Here is a 20,591-nt window from a genome sequence, read left to right as displayed (position 1 = left end):
CGGAGCGGTGCTCCGGGGGTTTTTCGATCAGGCCGCCTGTCGCTTCCGGCTCGGCGCGACCATCAGCTTCTTGGTTTCGGCGATGGCCTTGGCCGGGTTCAGGCCCTTGGGGCAGACCTGGGCGCAGTTCATGATGGTGTGGCAGCGATAGAGTTTGAACGGGTCTTCCAGGTCGTCCAGACGCTTGTCCGTGGCGTCGTCGCGGCTGTCGGAAATCCAGCGATAGGATTGCAGCAGCGCCGCCGGGCCGAGGTATTCTTCCTGGTTCCACCAGTAGCTGGGGCAGGAGGTGGAGCAGCAGGCGCACAGGATGCACTCGTACAGGCCGTCCAGCTTCTCGCGCTCGGCCGGGGTCTGCAGGCGTTCCTTCTCCGGGTCGGGCTCGTCCGACTGGAGATAGGGCTGGATCGAGTCGTACTGGGCGTAGAACAGGCTCAGGTCCGTCACCAGGTCCTTGACCACCGGCTGGTGGGGCAGGGGGGCGATGGTGATGTTGTGCGAGGCGCACTCGTCCCAGCCCTTGGTGCAGGCCAGGGCGTTGCGCCCGTCGATGTTCATCGAGCACGAGCCGCAGATGCCTTCGCGGCACGAGCGCCGGAACGACAGGGTCGGGTCGATGGTGTTCTTGATGTGGATCAAGGCGTCCAGCAGCATGGGGCCGTGGTCGCCGGTCGGCACCTCATAGGTGTCCCAGCGCGGATCGGCGTCCGTTTCGGGATCGTAGCGGTAGACCTTGTAGGTCTTGACGTCCTTGGAGCCGGGCTCGGCCTTGTGAACCTTGCCCGTCGTCGGCTTGGAGCCTCTGGGGAGAGTGAGCTGGACCATCTTAGTAAACCCGCGCCTTCGGTTCGATATACGCGATGTCATCGGACATGGTGTAGTTGTGGACCGGACGATAATCGATTTGGACCTGCTCGCCCGGACGCTTCCACGCCAGAGTGTGTTTCATCCAGTTGGCGTCGTCTCGATCCGGATAGTCCTCGCGGGCGTGGGCGCCGCGCGATTCCGTGCGGTTCAGACCGCTCTCAATGGTGACGACGGCCTGGGCGATCAGGTTGTCGTATTCCAGCGTCTCCATCAGATCCGTGTTCCAGATCAGACCGCGATCGGTGGTCTTGATGTCGGCGCCGGCCGCATCGATGGCCCGCAGCTTGTCGGTACCCTGTTGCAGGGTCTCGCCGGTGCGGAACACCGCGGCGTCGGCCTGCATGGCCTTCTGCATGGCCAGCCGCAGCTCGGATGTCGGCGTCGAGCCGTCAGCGAAGCGGAAGCGGTCCAGGCGGGCCAGGTGTTCGTCGGTCTGGGTCTTGGAGGCTGACGGCACGGCCGAGGCCTTGTCCACCACCTCGCCGCAGCGCAGGCCGACGGCGCGGCCGAACACCACCAGGTCGGTCAGGGAGTTGGAGCCCAGGCGGTTGGCGCCGTGCACCGAGACGCAAGCCGCTTCGCCCACGGCCATCAGGCCGGGCACCACGCTGTCGGGGTTGCCGTCGCGCAGGGTCAGGACTTCGCCGTGATAGTTCGTCGGGATGCCGCCCATATTGTAGTGGACGGTCGGCAGCACCGGAATCGGCGCCTTGGTCACGTCCACGCCGGCGAAGATCTTGGCGCTTTCGGAGATGCCCGGCAGGCGCTGGTGCAGGATCTTGGGATCCAGGTGGTCCAGGTGCAGGAAGATGTGGTCCTTGTTCGGACCCACGCCGCGGCCTTCACGGATTTCGATGGTCATGGAGCGCGAGACCATGTCGCGCGGCGCCAGGTCCTTCACGGTCGGCGCATAGCGCTCCATGAAGCGCTCGCCTTCCGAGTTGGTCAGGTATCCGCCCTCGCCGCGTGCGCCCTCGGTGATCAGGCAGCCGGCGCCATAGATGCCGGTGGGGTGGAACTGGACGAACTCCATGTCCTGCAGCGGCAGGCCGGCGCGCAGCACCATGGCGTTGCCGTCGCCGGTGCAGGTGTGGGCGCTGGTGGCGCTGAAATAGGCGCGGCCGTATCCGCCGGTCGCCAGAACCACCATCTTGGCGCGGAACTGGTGAAGCTGGCCGTTGTCGAGCTGAAGCGCGGTCACCCCGGTGCAGGTCCCGTCCTGCATGATCAGGTCCAGCGCGAAATATTCGACGAAGAACTTCACTTCCCGACGCACCGACTGGCCGTACAGGGTGTGCAGGATGGCATGGCCGGTGCGGTCGGCGGCGGCGCAGGTGCGCTGCACCGGACCTTCGCCGAAGTTGCGGGTCATGCCGCCGAAGGCGCGCTGATAGATTTTGCCTTCTTCGGTGCGCGAGAATGGCACGCCCCAGTGTTCCAGCTCATAGACGGCCTTGGGCGCGTTACGGACCAGATATTCGATCGAGTCCTGGTCGCCCAGCCAGTCCGATCCCTTGACGGTGTCGTACATGTGCCACTGCCAGCTGTCCTCGCCCATATTGCCCAGTGAGGCGGAGATGCCGCCCTGCGCCGCGACGGTGTGGGAGCGGGTCGGGAAGACCTTGGTCACGCAGGCGACCTTCAGCCCCTGCTGGGCGGCGCCGAGCGCGGCGCGAAGGCCCGAGCCCCCGGCGCCGACGACGACGACGTCGTATTCGTGATCGATCAGTTCGTAAGCGGCCATCAGCTAATCAGGCTCCGAAACCAGCGGGAAGCGGCGCCGAACCCAGCGCCAGCCGCACGATGAAGAAGACGCTGGCGGCGGCCAGCACGAGGAAGACGATGTTGAGCAGGCCCACCAGCGCGCCGCGCGTTCCTGCGCTGGGCACATAGTCTTCGAGGATCACCTTCCAGGCCAGGCTGACATAGCCGAAGAAGACCACGACGGTGATGGCCAGCAGGCCCGCGTTCAGCGGATTGGCGAACCAGGCCAGCACGGCGTCATAGCCGGCGCCCGCCAGGGTGAAGCCGGTCGAGGCGACCCACAGGCCCAGCGGGATCAGGGCGACCAGCAGAACGCGCTCGATCAGCCATTCGCCGGCGCCGTGGCGCTCGGAGACCTTGACGTTGTTCTTGAACTTGGCGGCGACGCTCACAGCGAGACCCTCCCGACGGAGAACAGGACGACCCAGAACAGCACGGCCAGCGGGACCGGCCCCCACACCGCGATGTTCGACAGCAGCGTCGCCGACGTCACCGTCAGTCCGTTGCCGGTGTCGTTATAGGTGTGACGCGCGCCGTTCAGGATGAAGGAGAACAGCACCACCGTCAGGCCGAAGCCGATGAACAGGCCCAGCGGCGAGCCCGCGACGGCCAGCGCCGTGTCATAGGCGTCCGGCCCGAAGGCCATGGCGCCCAGCCAGGCGACGAAGAACAGGACGCCGACGGTCGAGGCGATGATGGTGGCTCGGAACAGGATCGAGGCCGTCATGGTGACGTGCCAGCGCCAGATGCTCATGTGCGGCGAAAGCGGCGCGATGTGACCGTTCGGTTGGGTGACGAAGCGACCGGTCCGGTCGCTAGAGGCGCCACCCGGCGTCGGGCTGGGCTGGGTCATGCGAATGGTTCTCAAAAGCGAATGAATTCAATCGCCGTGTGCGGTTGCGAAGGCTTTTGTGACCCTGGGGGGCCGGTGTCAACGCACAGCGGCGAACATCTACGCATTGCCGCTCTTACGCAGGTTCCATCACGGCGGATCACGTTTGCGTTCGCAAGCCGATCGACGGCTAGCCGATGCGGGCCGGCATTTGGCACGGTGGGCCTCATGATCCTGTTCGCCCTGATCGCCGCCGTCGCCATGGAGCCCGCCATCCAGACCACGGGTCTGCTGGACGCCACGCCCGAGACCTACCAGGCGCCGGTCGTCCGCCCGTTCGAACCGCCCTCCGGCTTCGGCCGCGAAGAGGCGCAGGGCGACGCGGCGACGGATCGGCACCGCCGTCCCCTGACCGCCCCCGTCGATGTGAACGCCTATGTCGGCAGTTACGAGGTCAGCCCCACCGACGCAGAGATCGCCTATGACCAGGGCGTGGCCCAGGCCCAGATCGATGCGGACGCCCGCAGTGGTCCTCTGAACGGCCGCTGGCGCGTGACGACTTCCGATGGAAAACCCCTGCTGTCCCTGGCCCTGACCGACCTCGGCGGGGGGCGGATGATCGAAGGCGCCTGGCGTCGGCTGGATCTCCCGGCCGGAACCGACCAGGGCGGCCCAGCCGGCCCCGCCTCTAGGGCTGGCGACATCGCCGTCATCCCCCTGTCCGGCGGCGAGCTGCACCTGCGACCCGACGCCAGGGGTTGGACCGGCGAACTGATCCAGAACGGTCGCGCCCGCCCTGTGACAGTGTCTCGCGCAGGCTGAGGCTCGCCAGAGCCGATCCGCCACCCTATATGTGGCGAATGACCCAGCTCCGCCCCGTACTTCGCCTGCATCCCGCCCACCGCGACGACATCGGCGATCTGACGACCCGTCGTCCCGTGCCCGGTCCGGGCCTGGACCAGGTCGATCCCTTCCTGTTCCTGAACCACCACGGGCCCCAGACCTATGCGCCGGGCAACGCCGGCCTGCCGTTCGGTCCCCACCCGCACAGGGGGTTCGAGACCGTCACCTTCATCCTCGACGGCGAACTGGCCCATAACGATTCCGGCGGCGGCGAGAGCATCATCAAGGCGGGCGGTATCCAGTGGATGACCGCCGGCTCGGGCCTGATCCACGCCGAACTTTCCCCGGCTGATTTCAAGCGCGACGGCGGGCCGATGGAGATCCTGCAGCTGTGGGTGAACCTGCCGTCGCGGCTGAAGATGACCAAGCCCGACTATGTCGGCCTGCAGAAGTCCGACATCCCGACCTTCACCACCGAGGACGGCGTTACTGTCGAACCGGTCTCCGGCAAATGGCGGGGCGTCGCAGCCCCGATCCAGTCGCTGATCGACATCCACCTGGCCGTCGTCCGCCTGCCTGCCGGCGCCCGGTTCGAAACCCCGGTTGCCCCCGGCCGCAACGTCTTCTTCTACGCGATCAAGGGCCAGGTCTCCGTCGCCGGAACCCCCGTGCCCGAATGGAACCTCGCCGCCCTGGGCGACGGCGACACGGTCGAGATCACGGCCCAGACCGACGCCGTCGTCCTGTTGGGCCATGCCCAGCCCATCGGCGAGCCGGTCTTCAGCCACGGCCCCTTCGTCATGAACACCCGCGAAGAGATCATCCAGGCGGTTCAGGACTATCAGTCCGGCAAGTTCGGCCCGCCGCCGAGGGTTTAGAAATAGAAAGAAGGGCGGTTCATCGAACCGCCCTTCGCCGATCAGTAAGGCCAGTCAGGCGGCAGATACGGCCCCATCCCGGAACAGACGAACATCGGCGTCTCATCGTAATAGGCCGTGGGAATATAAGGCTTTATCACATAGATGGTGCTGCCGCTCTGGCGGCATGTGTCCCAGGCCGTGCCCAACTGCTGAGTCTTCGCCGCATCGGCGTAGTAGACGTAGGAATACGCCACGAGACTGGGATCCCAGGAACTCTGGACCAGAGCCTCGGCCGGGCCGAAGGCCACCGTTGTCGTGGCGATCGCCGCGATCACGATGGCGAGGTTTTGAACGCGTTTCATTTCAGTCCTCTCAAGAGGCGCGAAATTGCGCGCTTCAAAAGTGCGCACTTATCAACCTGAAGTTCAAATCACATGTTTCGGGTTCTTCGCAACGGCGCGCTCCAGATGATGCGCTCGCCGCCAAAACCCTATAAGACGCCGGTTCCTTAGCGACCGCCGAGCCGAAAACACGCCCATGCCCAGCCTGAACGAGATCCGCGCCACATACCTCGATTATTTCGCGGCGGACGGCCATGCCAAGGTGCACTCGGCGCCGCTGGTGCCGCAGAACGACCCGAGCCTGCTCTTCGTCAATGCGGGCATGGTGCCGTTCAAGGACTATTTCACCGGCGCGTCCAAGCCGCCGTATCCGCGCGCCACGTCGTCGCAGAAATGCGTCCGCGCCGGGGGCAAGCACAACGACCTGGACAATGTCGGCTACACCGCCCGCCACCTGACCTTCTTCGAGATGCTGGGGAACTTCTCCTTCGGCGACTATTTCAAGGAACACGCCATCGAGAAGGCGTGGAACCTGGTCACCCAGGACTTCGGCCTGGACGCCAAACGCCTGCTGGTCACCGTCTATATCGACGACGACGAGGCCGCCGCGATCTGGAAGAAGATCACCGGCTTCTCCGACGACAAGATCATCCGCATCGCCGGATCGGACAATTTCTGGGCCATGGGCGACAGCGGCCCCTGCGGCCCCTGCACCGAAATCTTCTGGGACCACGGCGACAAGATCGCCGGCGGCCCTCCCGGCTCGCCGGACGAGGACGGTGATCGTTACGTCGAGATCTGGAACAACGTCTTCATGCAGTATGAGAAGGAGAACGATCAGATCGTTCGCAACCTTCCCAAGCCCAGCGTGGACACCGGCATGGGGCTGGAGCGGATGACCACCGTGCTTCAGGGCGTGCATTCGGTGTTCGAGACCGACCTGTTCAAGACCCTGATCGCCGCGTCGGAAGACGCCACCTCGACCAAGTCGGACGGCGAGCGCGCCGCCAGCCACCGGGTCATCGCCGACCACCTGCGCTCCTCCTCCTTCCTCATCGCCGACGGCGTCACCCCGTCGAACGAGGGCCGGGGTTATGTGCTGCGCCGGATCATGCGCCGCGCCATGCGCCACGCCCACCTGCTGGGCGCCGCCGATCCACTGATGCACCGTCTGGTGCCGACCCTGGTGGCCCAGATGGGCGACGCCTATCCCGAACTGGCCCGCGCCCAGCCCTTCATCGAAGACACGCTGAAGCAGGAAGAGGTCCGGTTCCGCACCACGCTCGGCCGCGGCATGGCCCTGTTCGACACGGCGGTTCAGGGCTTCCGTCCCGGCGACATGCTGGACGGTCAGACCGCCTTCACCCTGTCCGACACCTACGGCTTCCCGCTGGACCTGACCCAGGACGAGGCCCGTCGTCGCGGTTTCTCGGTCAATGTGGACGGTTTCGAATCCGCCATGGCCGAGCAGCGCCAGCGTTCGCGCGAACACTGGAAGGGCTCGGGCCAGACCGCTAACACCAACGAATGGCTGGCGATCCGCGACCGCATGGGGCCGACCGTCTTCACCGGCTATGACAATATCGAGGGCTCGGGCGAGGTCCTGGCCATCATGAACGCCGGCGCACCTGTCGAGACGGCCGAGGCCGGCGACATCGTTGAAGTGTTGTTCGACACCACCCCCTTCTATGCCGAAAGCGGCGGCCAGGCCGGCGATCACGGAACCCTGGAATGGCCGTCTGGCGAGGCCGAGGTCATCGACGTGCGCAAACACGCCGGCGACCTGCACGTCCTGGTGGCCCAGGTCACGGCCGGCAAGCTGGAGATCGGAACCCGCGCGGCCCAGCTGGTGGACGCCGAGAAACGTGGCACGACCCGCGCCAACCATTCCGCCGCCCACCTGCTGCACACGGCGCTGAAGAATGTGCTCGGCCCCGCAGTCGCCCAGAAGGGCCAGCTGGTCGATTCTGAGCGCGCGCGCTTCGACTTCAGCCACGGCGCTCCCCTGACCGAGGCCGAACTGTCGGCCATCGAGACCGAGGTCAATGCGGTCATCCGTCAGAACGTCCCCACCGAGATGAAGCTGATGGCGCCGCAAGAGGCCATCGAGGCCGGCGCCATCGCCCTGTTCGGCGAGAAATACGGCGACGAGGTCCGCGTCCTGACCCTGGGCCGGGCTTTGACCGGCGACAACAACGCCCCCTATTCGGTCGAACTGTGCGGCGGCACCCACGTCGCCCGCACCGGCGACATCGCCCTGTTCAAGATCGTCCAGGAAACCGGCGTCGCCGCCGGCGTGCGCCGCATCGAGGCCCTGACCGGCGAGGCCGCGCGTCAGTATCTGCTGGCCCAGGCGGGCGTCGCGCGCTCGCTGGCCCAGGGCTTCAAGGTCCAGACCGCCGACGTCCCGGCCCGCGTCGACAGCCTGACCGCCTCGGTCAAGACGCTGGAGAAACAGGTCGCCGAGCTGAAGAAGCAACTGGCGCTTGGCGGCGGCTCCGGCGCGTCCGCTGCGCCTGAAGAGATCGGCGGGATCAAGCTGATGGCCCGCGTCCTCGACGGCGTGGACGGCAAGGGTCTGCGCGGCGTCGCCGAGGACTTCCGCAAACAGGTCGGCACCGGCGTCGTCGCCCTGATCGGCGTGACCGAGGGCAAGGCGGCCGTCACCGTCGCCGTCACCTCCGACCTCACCGACCGCGTCAACGCCGCCGACCTGGCCCGCGCCGCCGTCATCGCCATGGGCGGCCAGGGCGCTGGCGGCAAACCCGACTTCGCCCAGGGCGGCGCCCCGGATGGGTCGAAGGCCGAAGACGGTCTGGCGGCGGTCCGAGCCGCGCTGGCTTAACACAACGCCCTTCTCCCATAGGGAGAAGGTGGCCCGAAGGGCCGGATGAGGGGTTACGGTGGTGGGCCAGTTCGCACACCACAACCCCTCACCCTTTCGCGCCAGAACGACGGCTAACGCCGCCGTGCGCTCAAGCCCTCTCCCTATAGGAGAGGGGGCTAGCCATCCTAATTCTTGATGTAATTAGCCTGCTATTCAGCGACTTACGTCGCAGCAGCGTCCGCCACCCTGACGCCCCTCCGATCGCGCGTATAATCGACAGTCGGAATGGGGGACGTCATGCAGAGCAAAAGTGCACCAACTGCACTCAGTTTTTATCCAGATCGAAATTGCACCCTCTTGCACCTTGCACTCGTTTTCGAGGTGCAGTGCAATTTCGACCTCGGCCTCACCCCATCGGATCGGGCGTCAGATCGACCCCCGCCAGCTTCCACGTAAACGGCGTGCGGCGCTCCATGATCAGCACCAGGGCGTCGTCCGGCCGGTCGTCGCGCGTCAGCGTCACGGCGAAGGTGTTGATTCCGCGATAGGCCCAGGATTGATGGATCTTGTCCTTGGGCGCGGCGGGCGTGTCGTCGGCGGGGACGGGCCGTTCGGGTTCGGGCGTCTCGCCTGAACGCACCATGGCGGCGATGCCCTGGGGCGTGACGAAGTTGTCGACTGCGCCTTCGACCAGCGACGGGGCCAGCAGCATCCCCAGCGCCGCCAAACCGCGATCCCCGTTGGTCCGGCTGCGGATTTCCAATGCCGCCCGCGCATTCAGTTCGTTCTTCAGGCTGGCGCGAAAGGCCGGAAAATCCACCTGCCGCTCCAGCCCCGCCGCATCCCCCGTCCGCGCCGCCCGAACCAGCGCCTGGGCGGCGATGAAGGGCGAGGCGAACAGGGCGACGACCACGCCGACGACGACGGCGATCAGGGCTCCGGTGACGATCTTGCGGTTCATGCAGTCTCCTTGAAAAGCCAACGCGGCGCCCGACCGCCCGGTTGCCTCCCATCCCTCGGCCTCATGGGCGCGTCGTCACCGTCACGGCCGGCGCGGTCCCGTCGGGCAGGCCGATGTGGACCAGCTTCCATTCGAACGGTCCGCGCCGCTCGAAGGTGAACAGGGTGCGCGATCCGCCCTGGTCCGTCACCGCCATCCGCGCCCGGTTGACGCTCCAGTAGGCTGGACTGGGCCAGGGCTTGCGCGCCTGGGCCGACGCGGGCGCCACGCCCGCCGTCGTCCTCTGGCTGGCGTACCGTCCCTCGCCGCGCAGCAGGGCCGTCAGGGCCGCCGGCGTCAGATAGGCGTCCACGTCCGGCTGGCGCAGGATGGGGTTCTGTTCGATCTGACGCCGGAAGGCGCCGATGGGGTCTTCCAGGAACGACGGCGCGGGCGCCATCGCCTCGGGCCGTCCCGCCAGCTGCGGCCGCAGCGACTGACGCACGGCGTTGAAGTCGATCAACCGCGCCAGCCCCGCCACATCGTTCGCCTCGGCCGCCGATCGAATGGCGAAGAAGGCCACGGCGGGCGCGGCGAAGAAGGACAGCACCGCCGCCACGACCGCCGCCAGCACCATATTTCCGAACAGACGCTTCAAGACCGCTTCCTCATTATCGCCGATCATGCACGCCCCGGCCGTTCGCACAACGAAAAGCCCCGCCGGATCGCTCCGACGGGGCCTCATTCTTGTTTGTCCTATCGCGCTTCGCGCTACTTGAGGACTCTTGGTCGGACAATCCTCCCCCATCGGGGGAGGGGGACCGCGTAGCGGTTGAGGGGGCCGGACGCCTCGCGACGTTCCCGGCTCCCCCTTATCCTCAGCCCACGTCCGGCAGGGCGGTCTTCAGGTTCTCGGCGACCTTGTCGAGGAAGCCCTCGGTGGTCAGCCAGCCCTGTTGGTCGCCGACCAGCAGCGCCAGGTCCTTGGTCATATGGCCGCTTTCGACGGTGTCGACGACGATCTTCTCCAGGGTGTCGGCGAACGTGGCCAAGGCCGCGTTGTCGTCCAGCTTGGCGCGGTGCTTGAAGCCGCGGGTCCAGGCGAAGATCGAGGCGATCGAGTTGGTCGACGTGGCCTCGCCCTTCTGGTGCTGGCGATAGTGGCGGGTCACGGTGCCGTGGGCGGCCTCGGTTTCCAGCACCTTGCCGTCCGGCGTCATCAGGACCGAGGTCATCAGGCCCAGCGAGCCGAAGCCCTGCGCCACCACGTCCGACTGGACGTCGCCGTCATAGTTCTTGCACGCCCAGACGAAGCCGCCGGACCACTTCATGGCCGCTGCGACCATGTCGTCGATCAGACGGTGCTCGTAGGTCAGGCCGCGCGCCTTGAACTCGGCGGCGTAATGGGCGTCGAACACTTCCTGGAACAGGTCTTTGAAGCGGCCGTCATAGGCTTTCAGGATCGTGTTCTTGGTCGACAGATAGACCGGATAGTTGCGCTGCAGCCCATAGGCGAACGAGGCGTGGGCGAACTCACGGATCGAGTCGTCCTGGTTGTACATGGCCATGGCCACGCCGGCGCCGGGCGCCTTGTAGACCTCGTGCTCGATCACGGCGCCGTCTTCGCCGATGAACTTGATCGTCAGGGTGCCGGGGCCGGGCATCAGGAAGTCGGTGGCCTTATACTGGTCGCCGAAGGCGTGGCGGCCGACGACGATCGGCTGGGTCCAGCCCGGAACCAGGCGCGGCACGTTCGAGCAGATGATCGGCTCGCGGAAGACGACGCCGCCCAGGATGTTGCGGATGGTGCCGTTGGGCGACTTCCACATCTTCTTCAGGCCGAACTCGGCGACGCGCGCTTCGTCAGGCGTGATGGTGGCGCACTTCACGCCGACGCCGTGCTTCTGGATCGCGTGGGCGGCGTCGATCGTCACCTGGTCGTCGGTGGCGTCGCGGTGCTCCATGCCCAGGTCGTAGTAATCCAGTTCGAGATCCAGGAACGGGAAGACCAGCTTGTCCTTGATCATCTGCCAGATGATGCGGGTCATTTCGTCGCCGTCGATGTCGACGATGGGGTTTTCGACCTTGATCTTGGCCATGCGTGCGGTCCGCCTGTGACTGTAGGGAAGGAATGTCGTGGCGGGGATATAGCGGGGCCGCGCGTCCACGCAAACCCCGCCGTCCGTTAACCCCGCCCGGAAAAAACCTCGACGCCACGCTGAACCCTTTGGCGGGTCTGGGCTTCTCCTTGGCCCAAGGGCGGCGACGGACGATGGAATGACGAAAGACGAACGTGAACTGATCGACCGGTGGATCGTCACCTTCTGCGAAGTCCCGCCCGTGATCGATGCGGAACTGATGCGCAGGCTGATCACTGAACGAGAAGCGACACAGCAGGGAGCGCAGCCATGCCCGAAAAGACGTTCAAGTCCGGCGATCGCGTAAAGTGGGATCACAGCCAGGGCACGACGACCGGCAAGGTCGTAAAGAAGGTCACCTCCGAAACGCACATCAAGGGCCACAAGGTCGCAGCTTCGCCTGACAATCCCGAGTATATCGTCGAGAGCGCCAAGACCGGCGCGCGCGCGGCGCACAAGCCGTCGGAGTTGAAAAAGGCATGAAGACCCTGTCTTGCGGCGTCGCGCTTTCCGCCCTGGCCCTGTCCGCCCTCGCCGTCGCCGGTTGCGGCGACAGGGACGCCGCCAAGGCGCCCGCAGCACCCAAGGCCGCCATGCCTGCGACCGCCGCCGCCGCTGCTGCAGCCGCGCCGGTGCTTCAGATCCGCAGCGAGACGAAGCAGTTCCGCGACTGGAGCGCGACCTGCGGCAACGACGGAACCTGCTGGGCCTTCGGCTTCGCGCCCGAGTTTGCCGCCGGCTGGGTGCGCATCACCTTGGCGCCCGGTCCGGACGCCCAGCCCCAGATCCTGTTCGGCTATTGGCCCGACAGCGACGCCAAGGGTCCCGGCCAGATCGCGCTCACGATCGACGGTCGCGCCTTTGACTCCACGCTCAGCCCCGAGGGCGAGGCGGAAGCGCCGATCGGAGAAATCCGCACTGACGCCCGCGCCGCGATCGACGCCATGGCTCAGGGCAAGGTCATGACCATTCGCGGCGTCTCGACCCAGGACGTCTCCCTGCACGGCGCCGCCGCCGCCCTGTTGTGGATCGATGAGAAACAGGGCCGTCTGAACACCACCACGGCCCTGATCCGCCGTGGCGACCGTCCCGCGTCCGCCGTCCCGGTCGCCCCGCCCCTGCCGACGGTCACGCCGGCCCCGGCCGTGGATCAGGCGGGCTTCGGCGACGTGAACCAGACCGTCCCCGCCGCCCTTCGCACCCGCACCGAGGTCGGAACCTGCCTGAAGGAATCGGCCATGCCGGCGATCAGCGACATGGTCATGTCCGCCCGGCTGGACGCCCGCACGGAACTGTGGGGCGTGCCGTGCGGTGCCGGGGCCTATAACGTCACCCACAACTGGTATCTGACGGGACCGGGCGGTCGTGACCCCCGCCCCGCGATCCTCGCCGGAACGGCCGGCCCTGGCGTCGACCCGGTCATGGCCGACAACTCCACCGTCAACGGGGCCTATGATCCCAAGACTCGCACCCTGTCGGCCTTCGCCAAGGGACGCGGCATCGGCGACTGTGGTTCGGCCCAGACCTGGGCTTGGACCGGCGACCGCTTCGTCCTGACGGAGGAAAGCACGATGGGCCAATGCGCGGGCGTGCGATCCGACCTGTGGCCCGTCGCCTGGCGCACGCGGTGAACGACCCGGAGGTCCTGATCGTCGGGGCGGGTCCGGCCGGTCTGACGGCGGCGACCTATCTCGGCCGCTTCCGCAGGCGGACCCTGGTGGTGGACGCGGGCGAACCGCGCGCCTGCTGGATTCCCGTCAGCCACAATATGCCGGGCTTTCCCGCAGGTATCGGCGGCTCGGACATCCTGAAGCGAATGCGCGAACAGGCCGAGGAATATGGGGCGGTCGTCATGCCCGGTCGGGTAAAGACCCTGGCCCGAGACGGCGACGGCTTCGTCGCCCAGGTGGACGGCCGCGCCATTCGCGCCCGCGCCGTGCTGCTGGCGACCGGCGTCGTCGATCATCACCCCGACCTGCCGGGGGTCGAACGCGCGGTACAACGGTCGCTGGTCCGCGTCTGCCCCATCTGTGACGGCTATGAAGCCACGGACAAGGCGGTCGCCGTCATCGGCCACAGCGACAAGGGCGCGCGCGAAGCCGCCTTCATGCGCACCTATTCCGACCGGGTGACGCTGATCCACATCGGCCCGGCCGACGCCCTCTCACGCCGCGACGAGCTGGACAGGCTGGGCGTCGAACTGATCCTGGCGCCGCTGGAGGCGGTGGAGCTGGAACAGGACCGCGTGACCGCCCTGACCTGGGGCGGCCAGACCCGCGCCTTCGACCTGGTCTATTCGGCGCTGGGCACTTCGCCCAACGCCGAACTGGCCAAGGGTCTGGGCGCGCGCGTCGCCGGCGACGGTCGGCTGGAGGTCGATCTGCACCAGACGACCAGCGTGCCAGGTCTCTACGCCGCCGGCGACGTGGTGCGCGGCCTCAACCAGATCGCCGTGGCGACCGCAGAGGCCGCCGTCGCCGCCACCGACATCCACAACCGCCTGCGCAAGGCCGACGGCCTGACCGTCGCCGACTAGGCCCAGATTTTAGGCCTTTTCACCCACGATCCGCTCCAGCACGGCCAGCGGCAGGGATCCGTTCTCCAGCACCTTGTCGTGGAAGGCGCGCAGGTCGAATCCGGGCCTGGCCTCGGCCTGTTCGCGCAGGCGGGCGATGACGGTGTGGCCGACCTTGTAGGAACAGGCCTGGCCGGGCCAGACGCAGTAGCGGTTGATCTCGCTGTTGGACGCATCCAGCGGCTTGGCGCCCGAGGCCGCCATATATTCGACCGCCTGTTCGCGGCTCCAGCGCTCGGAATGCAGGCCGGTGTCCACCACCAGCCGCACGGCCCGGAACAGATAGGACATCAGGAAGCCGACCCGGCCCAGCGGATCGGCCGCATAGACGTCCAGATCGTTGGCCGCCACCGCCTCGGCATACAGCGCCCAGCCCTCGTTATAGGCCGAGAAGCCGCCCGCCCGCCGCCATTGCGGCAGCTCGCCGGACTCGCGCTGAAGCGCCACCTGCAGGTGATGCCCCGGCGACGCCTCGTGATAGGTCAGGGTCGGCAGGGCGAAGCGCGGCCAGTTCCCGCTGTCGCGCAGGTTGATGTAATAGGCGCCCGGTCGCGACCCATCCAGCGGCGGTCCCTGGTAATAGCCGCCCGGCGCCCCCGACTGGATCGACACCGGCACGCGCCGGACCTCGACGTGGGACTTGGGCAGGCGGCCGAACACCTGGGGCAGTTTTGGCTCCAGATCGGCGACCAGCTGGTTCAGCCAGGCCAGCAGCTCGGCCTTGCCCGCGTCGGTATTGGCGAACAGTTGTGCCGGCTCCTTGTTCAGGGCCTGGATGCGTTCGCCGACCGTGCCTTGCGTATAGCTCTGGGCCTTCAGGATGGCGTCGATCTCGGCGCTGATCTCGGCGACCTGTTCGCGGCCCAGGGCGTGAATCTCCTTGGCCGACAGGGTCGTGGTCGTATTGGCTTTGAGGCCCGCAGCGTAGAAGGCTTCGCCGTCCGGCAGACGCCAGACTCCGGCATCATGGGTCGCGCGAGGCCGAAAAGCCTCCAGCGCCGCGATCTGGGCGGCCAGGGCCGGCTTGACCTTCTGGTCCACGATGGCGGCGGCGCGCGCGTCGTAGCCGGTCAGGTTCAGCCCGGCCGTCTTGCGCGCCAGCGACTTCAGCATGGCCATGTCGGCGGCGGGCGTGTCGTGCAGGGTGCGCATCTGCGGCAGCATGCGGTCGATGATGAAGTCCGGCGGGATCACGCCCAGACCGGCGTCTTCCTGCACCTTGGCGGTCTCGCCCTCCAGCACGCCCGAGAAGGCCTCTAGCCGCCACAGGAAGGCGTCGGCGCCCGCCGCGTCCTCGATCCGGTGCTGGTTATCCAGAAAATCCGGCGTGCTGAAATAGGCGCCCGACAGCTGGGTCACGATATAGGGCGACGGCCGTCCCGGCCCCGCCCCATAGTCGAAGCGCGCCGTCTGGGCCGCCGTCTCCGCCCCGAAGGCGGCGATGGCGTAGTTCAGCGCCCCAGCCGGCGACAGGCCGGCCTGATCGAAGCCGCTCAGCTGGCCCCAGCGGTCGGTCGCCTTGCGACGATCCTTGAGGATAGCGTCCGGCCCCGCCTCGCTGAGCCTTGACGACAGCCCTGCTCGCGCGCCCCGGTCCAGGCCCAGGTTGGTGGCGCGTTCGGGGCTTTCGTCGATGTCCGCCTCGAACCAGCCGTCCAGCAGGCTGTTCAGCCGCCCATCCGCATCGGTCGCGGCGGCTTGGGCCTGAGCCAGGGACGGCGCGACCGCAGCCGTGGCGGCGGCGGTCAGCAGAAGACGGCGACGATCGATCATGCGATGAACTCCGGTGACGGGAGCGCCGCGCCGGCGCATCCCTGCTTATCTGCGACTATGGCCCGCTACGGTCTGTGGGTCACGCCTGGGTCGCGACCCACCCGTCCACGATCCGCTCCAGCACCGACAGCGGCACGCCGCCGGCGGCTAAGGCCGTGTCGTGGAAGCCCTTGATGTCGAACTTGGGCCCCAGGGTGGTCTTGGCCTTTTCGCGCAGGCGGACCCATTCGTTGTGCCCGACCTTGTAGGCGCAGGCCTGGCCCGGCCAGCCGCAGTAGCGTTCGACCTCGGACGTCGCCGCCCCCTCCTGATCGCCATAGGCTTCCATCATGTAGCGGATGCCCTGTTCGCGGCTCCAGCCCTTGGAATGGATGCCGGTGTCGACCACCAGGCGGGCGGCGCGGAACATCAACGATTGAATGTAACCGATCTGTCCTGTCGGATCGTTCTCATAGGCGCCCATCTCGTCGGCCAGCTGCTCGGCGTACAGACCCCAGCCCTCGACATAGCTGGAGAAGCCCAACAGGTTCATCAGCAGGGGCGCGGACTCGCTCTCCTGTTGCAGGCTGATCTGGAGGTGATGGCCCGGCGCAGCCTCGTGATAAGTCAGGGTCGGCAGGGTCCAGGACGGCCATTCCGCCGTGTCCTTCAGATTGATCCAGTAGATGCCGGGCCGCGTCCCATCCAGGCTGGGCGAGTTGTAGTAGCCCATCGGCGCGCCGGCCTCTATCTCGGGCGGCACGCGCTTGATCTCGACCTTGGCCTTGGGCAGCCGACCAAAGGCGTTCGGCAGCCGCGCCTGCATGTCGGCCATCTGGGCGTTCAGCTTGTCGATCAGCTCGGCCTTGCCGACGTCAGTGTTGGCGTAGACGTATTTGGGATCGTCCCCCAAGGCCTTGATCCGTTCGGCGACCGAGCCCTGCGTCAGCCCTTGCGCCTTCAGCAGCACGTCGGCGCGCGCCGTCAGATCGGCCATCTGCTCGACGCCGGTGCGGTGGATCTCGTCCGCCGTCAGCCGGGTCGTGGTGATGTAGTGCAGGCTGTTGGCGTAGTACTGCTCGCCCTGTGGGAGGCGACGCACCGAGGCCTCGTGCACGGCGTTGGGCTGGGCGGCCTTCAGCACCGCGTTCTGGGCGGCGAGAGCCGGATAGACCCGCTCGGTCACCAGCCGCTCCACCTGGGCGCCCCAGTCGCCGGTCAGGCCTTTGGCGCGCGCGCGATCGACGACCGACTGCACCAGGGGCGAGGTCGCCGCCGGGGTCGCCAGGAAACCGTCCTGCTGGCGGATCGCCTTGGCCAGGATGAAGTCGGGCGGGATCACGCCGAGCGCATATTCCTCCTTCACCCGATCCGTCTCGGCCAGCAGCACGTCGGCGAAGGCGTTGACGCGCGCCACATAGGCGTCGGCGTCCGCAGCCGTCTCGATGGTGTGCTGATTGGCCAGGAAGTCCGGCGTGGACTGATAGGCGCCGCCCTGCTGGCTGACCCGGTACGGATTGGGCCATCCGCCCTGGCCATAGGGGATGTCGTAGGTGGCGATCACCCCGTCCAGATTCTGGGCCAGGCTGTCGTAATAGTTGGCGTTGCGGGCATCCAGTTTGGTGCGGTCGATGCGGGCCAGTTCGGCGCGCTGGCGACGCGTGAAGGCGCGCTGGTCGTCTTCTTCCGCGCGAGTCGGGGCGGTCAGTTTCGACTTGGCGGCGGCGCGGCCGCCCTTGTCCAGGCCGAACATGGTGACGACCTCGGGGCTCTTGTCCAGCGTCTGCTCGAACGTGGCGTCCATGAAGGTCTTGAGCTGGGCGGCGGCGTCGCCTTGGGGCGCGGCTTGTCGGGCGAAGGCGGGACCGCCTACGGCGACCAGGCCGGCGCCCAGCGCGGCGGACTGAAGAAGACGACGACGATCAAACATGGAACGGCCCCTCGAAATTGGATGCGGCAATGGAGACCGCAGGCGCAAGCGCGGCAAGTGAAATTCCAGACAGGCCCCCGATCTCTGCATAGCGCCGCCAAAGAAAAAGGCCCGGCGGATCGCTCCGCCGGGCCTCATCAGTCTTGGATACGCGATCGCCTAGTCGCGACGACGACGTCCGCGATCGCCACCGCGATCACCGCCGCCTTCGCGCTTGGGACGGCCGCCGGTGTCGTCCGACAGAGGCTCTTCGCCACGCTCGGCGCGTTCGGCGTTGATCTTGTCGGTCAGGTCTTCACCCGTGGTCTGATCGACGATCTTCATCGACAGCTTGGTCTTGCCGCGATCGTCGAAGCCCAGGAACTTGACCTTCACTTCTTGGCCTTCCGACAGGACGTCGGCCGGGTTGGCGACGCGTTCCAGAGCGATCTGGGACACGTGGACCAGGCCGTCCTTGGCGCCGAAGAAGTTCACGAAGGCGCCGAAGTCGACGACCTTGACGACCTTGCCGGAGTAGATGGTTCCGACTTCCGGCTCCGAGGCGATGGACTGGATCCAGGCCTTGGCGGCGTCGATCTTCTCCTGGTCGTTGGCGGCGACCTTGATGGTGCCGTCATCGCCGATGTCGATCTTGGCGCCAGTCTTCTCGACGATCTCGCGAATGACCTTGCCGCCCGAACCGATCACTTCACGGATCTTGTCGACCGGGATCTTGACCGTTTCGATCTTGGGCGCGTGCTCGCCCAGTTCGGTGCGCGGCGCATCCATGGCCTTGGACATCTCGTCCAGGATGTGGAGGCGACCGGCCGAGGCCTGGGTCAGAGCCTGCTTCATGATCTCCTTGGTGATGCCGGCGACCTTGATGTCCATTTGAAGGCTGGTGATGCCTTCCGACGTGCCGGCGACCTTGAAGTCCATGTCGCCCAGGTGATCTTCGTCACCCAGGATGTCCGACAGGATGGCGAACTCGCCCGACGGCTCCAGGATCAGGCCCATGGCGATGCCCGAGACCGGACGGATCAGCGGAACGCCCGCGTCCATCAGAGCCAGCGACGCGCCGCAGACCGTGGCCATCGAGGACGAGCCGTTCGACTCGGTGATCTCGGAGACCAGACGGATGGTGTAGGGGAAGTCTTCCTTCGACGGCAGCATCGGACGAACCGCGCGCCAGGCCAGCTTGCCGTGACCGATCTCGCGACGGCCGGGCGAACCCATGCGACCCGCTTCACCCACCGAATAAGGGGGGAAGTTGTAGTGCAGCAGGAAGCTCTCTTTGTAGGTGCCCGACAGGCTGTCGATATACTGTTCGTCCTCGCCGGTGCCGAGCGTGGCGACGACCAGGGCCTGGGTTTCCCCACGCGTGAACAGGGCCGAACCGTGGGTGCGCGGCAGGACGCCGACTTCCGACACGATGGCGCGGACCTTGTCGAGGGCGCGGCCGTCGACGCGGTGCGCGTTCTCGATGATGTCGCGACGCAGGACCTCGGCTTCGCATTCCTTGAAGGCGGCCGAGAACTTGGAGCTGTCGACGCCGTCGGGGTTCTCGTCGGTCTTCACCAGCTTGGCGGCGGCGGCCTTCTTGGCCGCGTCGACGCCCGAGCGACGGTCGTATTTGCCGGGGTGGGTGTAGGCGGCCTTGATGTCCTCGCCGACCAGCGACTTGATCGAGGCGACCACGTCCGAATGATCTTCGGCCTGGAAGTCGAAGGGTTCCTTGGCGGCGTGTTCGGCCAGTTCGATGATGGCGTCGATCACCGGCTGCATGCCCGCGTGCGCGAACATCAGGGCTTCGAGCATCTTCTCTTCCGACAGCTCCTTGGCTTCGGATTCGACCATCATCAGGGCGTCCTGGGTGCCGGCGACCACCAGGTCCAGCTCCGAAGTCGCGATCAGGTCGATATGCGGGTTCAGAACCAGCTCGCCGTCGATCAGGCCGACGCGCGCGGCGCCGATGGGGCCCATGAAGGGCACGCCCGAGATGGTCAGGGCGGCCGAGGCGGCGACCAGGCCGACGATGTCCGGATCGTTCTCCATGTCGTGCTGCAGCACGGTCACGACGACCTGGGTCTCGTTCTTGAAGCCCTTGACGAACAGCGGGCGGATCGGACGGTCGATCAGGCGGGAAACCAGGGTTTCCTTCTCGGTCGGACGGCCTTCACGCTTGAAATAGCCACCCGGGATCTTGCCGGCGGCGAAGGTCTTTTCCTGGTAGTTGACCGTCAGGGGGAAGAAATCCAGGCCCGGCTTGGGCGAGCGGCCATAGACGACGGTGGCCAGAACCACGGTCTCGCCGTAGGTCGCCAGCACGGCGCCGTCGGCCTGGCGGGCGATGCGGCCCGTTTCCAGGGTCAGCGGGCGTCCGGCCCAGTCGATCGTCTTGCGTTTGATATCGAACATATTTCGTCTTTCGTATCCCGGGCGGCGTATTCCGCGCGGGGTCCCATCATGGGGCGGATGCGTCGGCGTTCAGTCCTTCGATCCAGAGGTCGTCGCGCCATCGCGATCGACCGGGAGAGGACCGGCATGGCCCTCGCAAATGCGCCGTAAGTCCTGCGGCGCACAGGTCGTGTCTAGTTGCACAACGAGGCGCGGACGTGACCGTCCGCGCCTCGAAAGCGTATTCTACACTGATCCGACGCCTTAGCGGCGCAGGCCCAGCTTGGCGATGAGCGCTTGGTAGCGATCGGCGTCGACCTTGGTGAGGTGGTCGAGCAGGCGGCGACGTTGCGACACCATTTTCAGAAGGCCACGACGCGAGTGGTTGTCCTTCTTGTGGGTCTTGAAGTGTTCGGTGAGGTTGGCGATGCGTTCCGACAGGATCGCGACCTGAACCTCGGCCGAGCCGGTGTCGCCAGCGGTGCGGGCGTTATCGGCGATGATCTCGTGCTTGCGTTCAGCAGTAACCGACATCGAAGAGTCCTT

Annotated in this window: 18 protein-coding genes; 6 read left to right on the top strand and 12 right to left on the bottom strand. The window is 66.8% G+C overall.

What is annotated here, in order from left to right; translation table 11 throughout:
* Nucleotides 1-27: 27 nt before the first annotated feature.
* The 4 genes from ACP7BH_RS16555 to sdhC are packed head-to-tail and all read right to left on the bottom strand — an operon-like array spanning nt 28 to nt 3,484.
* The gene (locus tag ACP7BH_RS16555; RefSeq protein ID WP_425986961.1) at nt 28-825 is read right to left on the bottom strand and encodes a succinate dehydrogenase iron-sulfur subunit; all 798 of its coding nucleotides are present in this window, start codon (nt 823-825) and stop codon (nt 28-30) included.
* A 1-nt stretch (nt 826) separates the two neighbouring features.
* Entirely contained in the window at nt 827-2,611 is a 1,785-nt protein-coding gene (gene sdhA / locus ACP7BH_RS16550; RefSeq protein ID WP_425986960.1) for a succinate dehydrogenase flavoprotein subunit, read from the bottom strand.
* Nucleotides 2,612-2,618: 7 nt separating this feature from the next.
* Nucleotides 2,619-3,023 carry a succinate dehydrogenase, hydrophobic membrane anchor protein gene (gene sdhD, locus ACP7BH_RS16545; protein ID WP_425986959.1) on the bottom strand — a complete coding sequence of 135 codons (405 nt, stop codon included), beginning with the start codon at nt 3,021-3,023 and terminating at the stop codon, nt 2,619-2,621.
* Complete coding sequence (gene sdhC / locus ACP7BH_RS16540; protein WP_425986958.1) at nt 3,020-3,484, bottom strand: succinate dehydrogenase, cytochrome b556 subunit; 465 nt, start codon at nt 3,482-3,484, stop codon at nt 3,020-3,022. The genes sdhD and sdhC overlap by 4 nt, the downstream gene beginning before the upstream one ends.
* A 207-nt stretch (nt 3,485-3,691) precedes the next feature.
* On the opposite strand from sdhC, the gene ACP7BH_RS16535 reads away from it, so the two are divergent.
* On the top strand, nt 3,692-4,285 hold the full coding sequence (locus ACP7BH_RS16535; RefSeq protein ID WP_425986957.1) for a hypothetical protein: 594 nt from the start codon (nt 3,692-3,694) through the stop codon (nt 4,283-4,285).
* A gap of 38 nt (nt 4,286-4,323) precedes the next feature.
* Nucleotides 4,324-5,184 carry a pirin family protein gene (locus ACP7BH_RS16530; RefSeq protein WP_425986956.1) on the top strand — a complete coding sequence of 287 codons (861 nt, stop codon included), beginning with the start codon at nt 4,324-4,326 and terminating at the stop codon, nt 5,182-5,184.
* A 41-nt stretch (nt 5,185-5,225) separates the two neighbouring features.
* Here ACP7BH_RS16530 and ACP7BH_RS16525 read toward each other — a convergent pair whose 3' ends face one another.
* Entirely contained in the window at nt 5,226-5,528 is a 303-nt protein-coding gene (locus ACP7BH_RS16525; RefSeq protein WP_425986955.1) for a hypothetical protein, read from the bottom strand.
* Between the two features lie 175 nt (nt 5,529-5,703).
* Here ACP7BH_RS16525 and alaS point away from each other — a divergent pair, with 175 nt between their 5' ends.
* Nucleotides 5,704-8,352 carry an alanine--tRNA ligase gene (gene alaS, locus ACP7BH_RS16520; protein ID WP_425986954.1) on the top strand — a complete coding sequence of 883 codons (2,649 nt, stop codon included), beginning with the start codon at nt 5,704-5,706 and terminating at the stop codon, nt 8,350-8,352.
* Nucleotides 8,353-8,740: 388 nt separating this feature from the next.
* Here the strand turns inward: alaS and ACP7BH_RS16515 are convergent, their stop codons facing one another.
* From ACP7BH_RS16515 to ACP7BH_RS16505, 3 genes are all read right to left on the bottom strand, one after another.
* Nucleotides 8,741-9,295 (bottom strand): DUF2939 domain-containing protein, encoded by a 555-nt coding sequence (locus tag ACP7BH_RS16515; RefSeq protein ID WP_425986953.1) that lies wholly within the window; start codon nt 9,293-9,295, stop codon nt 8,741-8,743.
* A 61-nt stretch (nt 9,296-9,356) separates the two neighbouring features.
* Nucleotides 9,357-9,932, bottom strand: a complete 576-nt coding sequence (locus ACP7BH_RS16510; protein ID WP_425986952.1) for a DUF2939 domain-containing protein — start codon at nt 9,930-9,932, stop codon at nt 9,357-9,359.
* A gap of 220 nt (nt 9,933-10,152) precedes the next feature.
* Nucleotides 10,153-11,373: an NADP-dependent isocitrate dehydrogenase gene (locus ACP7BH_RS16505; RefSeq protein ID WP_425986951.1), complete on the bottom strand. Its 1,221-nt coding sequence runs from the start codon at nt 11,371-11,373 to the stop codon at nt 10,153-10,155.
* Nucleotides 11,374-11,682: 309 nt separating this feature from the next.
* On the opposite strand from ACP7BH_RS16505, the gene ACP7BH_RS16500 reads away from it, so the two are divergent.
* From ACP7BH_RS16500 to ACP7BH_RS16490, 3 genes are read left to right on the top strand one after another with little or no spacing between them, the layout of a single operon-like run.
* Complete coding sequence (locus ACP7BH_RS16500; protein ID WP_409717003.1) at nt 11,683-11,895, top strand: DUF2945 domain-containing protein; 213 nt, start codon at nt 11,683-11,685, stop codon at nt 11,893-11,895.
* The gene (locus ACP7BH_RS16495) at nt 11,892-13,043 is read left to right on the top strand and encodes a DUF1176 domain-containing protein (protein WP_425986950.1); all 1,152 of its coding nucleotides are present in this window, start codon (nt 11,892-11,894) and stop codon (nt 13,041-13,043) included. The genes ACP7BH_RS16500 and ACP7BH_RS16495 overlap by 4 nt, the downstream gene beginning before the upstream one ends.
* Complete coding sequence (locus ACP7BH_RS16490) at nt 13,016-13,948, top strand: NAD(P)/FAD-dependent oxidoreductase (RefSeq protein ID WP_425986949.1); 933 nt, start codon at nt 13,016-13,018, stop codon at nt 13,946-13,948. The genes ACP7BH_RS16495 and ACP7BH_RS16490 overlap by 28 nt, the downstream gene beginning before the upstream one ends.
* A gap of 9 nt (nt 13,949-13,957) precedes the next feature.
* Here ACP7BH_RS16490 and ACP7BH_RS16485 read toward each other — a convergent pair whose 3' ends face one another.
* The 4 genes from ACP7BH_RS16485 to rpsO all read right to left on the bottom strand — a co-directional run bounded on the left by ACP7BH_RS16485 (nt 13,958) and on the right by rpsO (nt 20,579).
* A complete protein-coding gene (locus ACP7BH_RS16485; RefSeq protein WP_425986948.1) occupies nt 13,958-15,760 on the bottom strand; it encodes a DUF885 domain-containing protein in 1,803 nt (600 codons plus the stop codon).
* A 79-nt stretch (nt 15,761-15,839) separates the two neighbouring features.
* Nucleotides 15,840-17,669, bottom strand: coding sequence for a DUF885 domain-containing protein (locus ACP7BH_RS16480; protein ID WP_425986947.1), 1,830 nt, complete (start codon nt 17,667-17,669; stop codon nt 15,840-15,842).
* Nucleotides 17,670-17,828: 159 nt separating this feature from the next.
* Entirely contained in the window at nt 17,829-20,066 is a 2,238-nt protein-coding gene (pnp, locus tag ACP7BH_RS16475) for a polyribonucleotide nucleotidyltransferase (protein ID WP_425986946.1), read from the bottom strand.
* 243 nt (nt 20,067-20,309) lie between these two features.
* A complete protein-coding gene (gene rpsO, locus ACP7BH_RS16470) occupies nt 20,310-20,579 on the bottom strand; it encodes a 30S ribosomal protein S15 (RefSeq protein WP_135194257.1) in 270 nt (89 codons plus the stop codon).
* Nucleotides 20,580-20,591: the final 12 nt, after the last annotated feature.

It is taken from the genome of Brevundimonas sp. TWP2-1 (assembly GCF_049897645.1).
Taxonomy (GTDB): Bacteria; Pseudomonadota; Alphaproteobacteria; order Caulobacterales; family Caulobacteraceae; genus Brevundimonas.
This window is presented reverse-complemented; position numbering and strand designations above follow the sequence as displayed.

Coding starts and splice junctions, on each gene's coding strand:
- ACP7BH_RS16555 (WP_425986961.1), bottom strand. CDS start 825: ATGGTCCAGCTCACTCTCCCCAGAGGCTCCAAGCCGACGACGGGCAAG.
- sdhA (WP_425986960.1), bottom strand. CDS start 2,611: ATGGCCGCTTACGAACTGATCGATCACGAATACGACGTCGTCGTCGTC.
- sdhC (WP_425986958.1), bottom strand. CDS start 3,484: ATGACCCAGCCCAGCCCGACGCCGGGTGGCGCCTCTAGCGACCGGACC.
- ACP7BH_RS16535 (WP_425986957.1), top strand. CDS start 3,692: ATGATCCTGTTCGCCCTGATCGCCGCCGTCGCCATGGAGCCCGCCATC.
- ACP7BH_RS16530 (WP_425986956.1), top strand. CDS start 4,324: ATGACCCAGCTCCGCCCCGTACTTCGCCTGCATCCCGCCCACCGCGAC.
- ACP7BH_RS16525 (WP_425986955.1), bottom strand. CDS start 5,528: ATGAAACGCGTTCAAAACCTCGCCATCGTGATCGCGGCGATCGCCACG.
- alaS (WP_425986954.1), top strand. CDS start 5,704: ATGCCCAGCCTGAACGAGATCCGCGCCACATACCTCGATTATTTCGCG.
- ACP7BH_RS16515 (WP_425986953.1), bottom strand. CDS start 9,295: ATGAACCGCAAGATCGTCACCGGAGCCCTGATCGCCGTCGTCGTCGGC.
- ACP7BH_RS16505 (WP_425986951.1), bottom strand. CDS start 11,373: ATGGCCAAGATCAAGGTCGAAAACCCCATCGTCGACATCGACGGCGAC.
- ACP7BH_RS16500 (WP_409717003.1), top strand. CDS start 11,683: ATGCCCGAAAAGACGTTCAAGTCCGGCGATCGCGTAAAGTGGGATCAC.
- ACP7BH_RS16495 (WP_425986950.1), top strand. CDS start 11,892: ATGAAGACCCTGTCTTGCGGCGTCGCGCTTTCCGCCCTGGCCCTGTCC.
- ACP7BH_RS16485 (WP_425986948.1), bottom strand. CDS start 15,760: ATGATCGATCGTCGCCGTCTTCTGCTGACCGCCGCCGCCACGGCTGCG.
- ACP7BH_RS16480 (WP_425986947.1), bottom strand. CDS start 17,669: ATGTTTGATCGTCGTCGTCTTCTTCAGTCCGCCGCGCTGGGCGCCGGC.
- pnp (WP_425986946.1), bottom strand. CDS start 20,066: ATGTTCGATATCAAACGCAAGACGATCGACTGGGCCGGACGCCCGCTG.
- rpsO (WP_135194257.1), bottom strand. CDS start 20,579: ATGTCGGTTACTGCTGAACGCAAGCACGAGATCATCGCCGATAACGCC.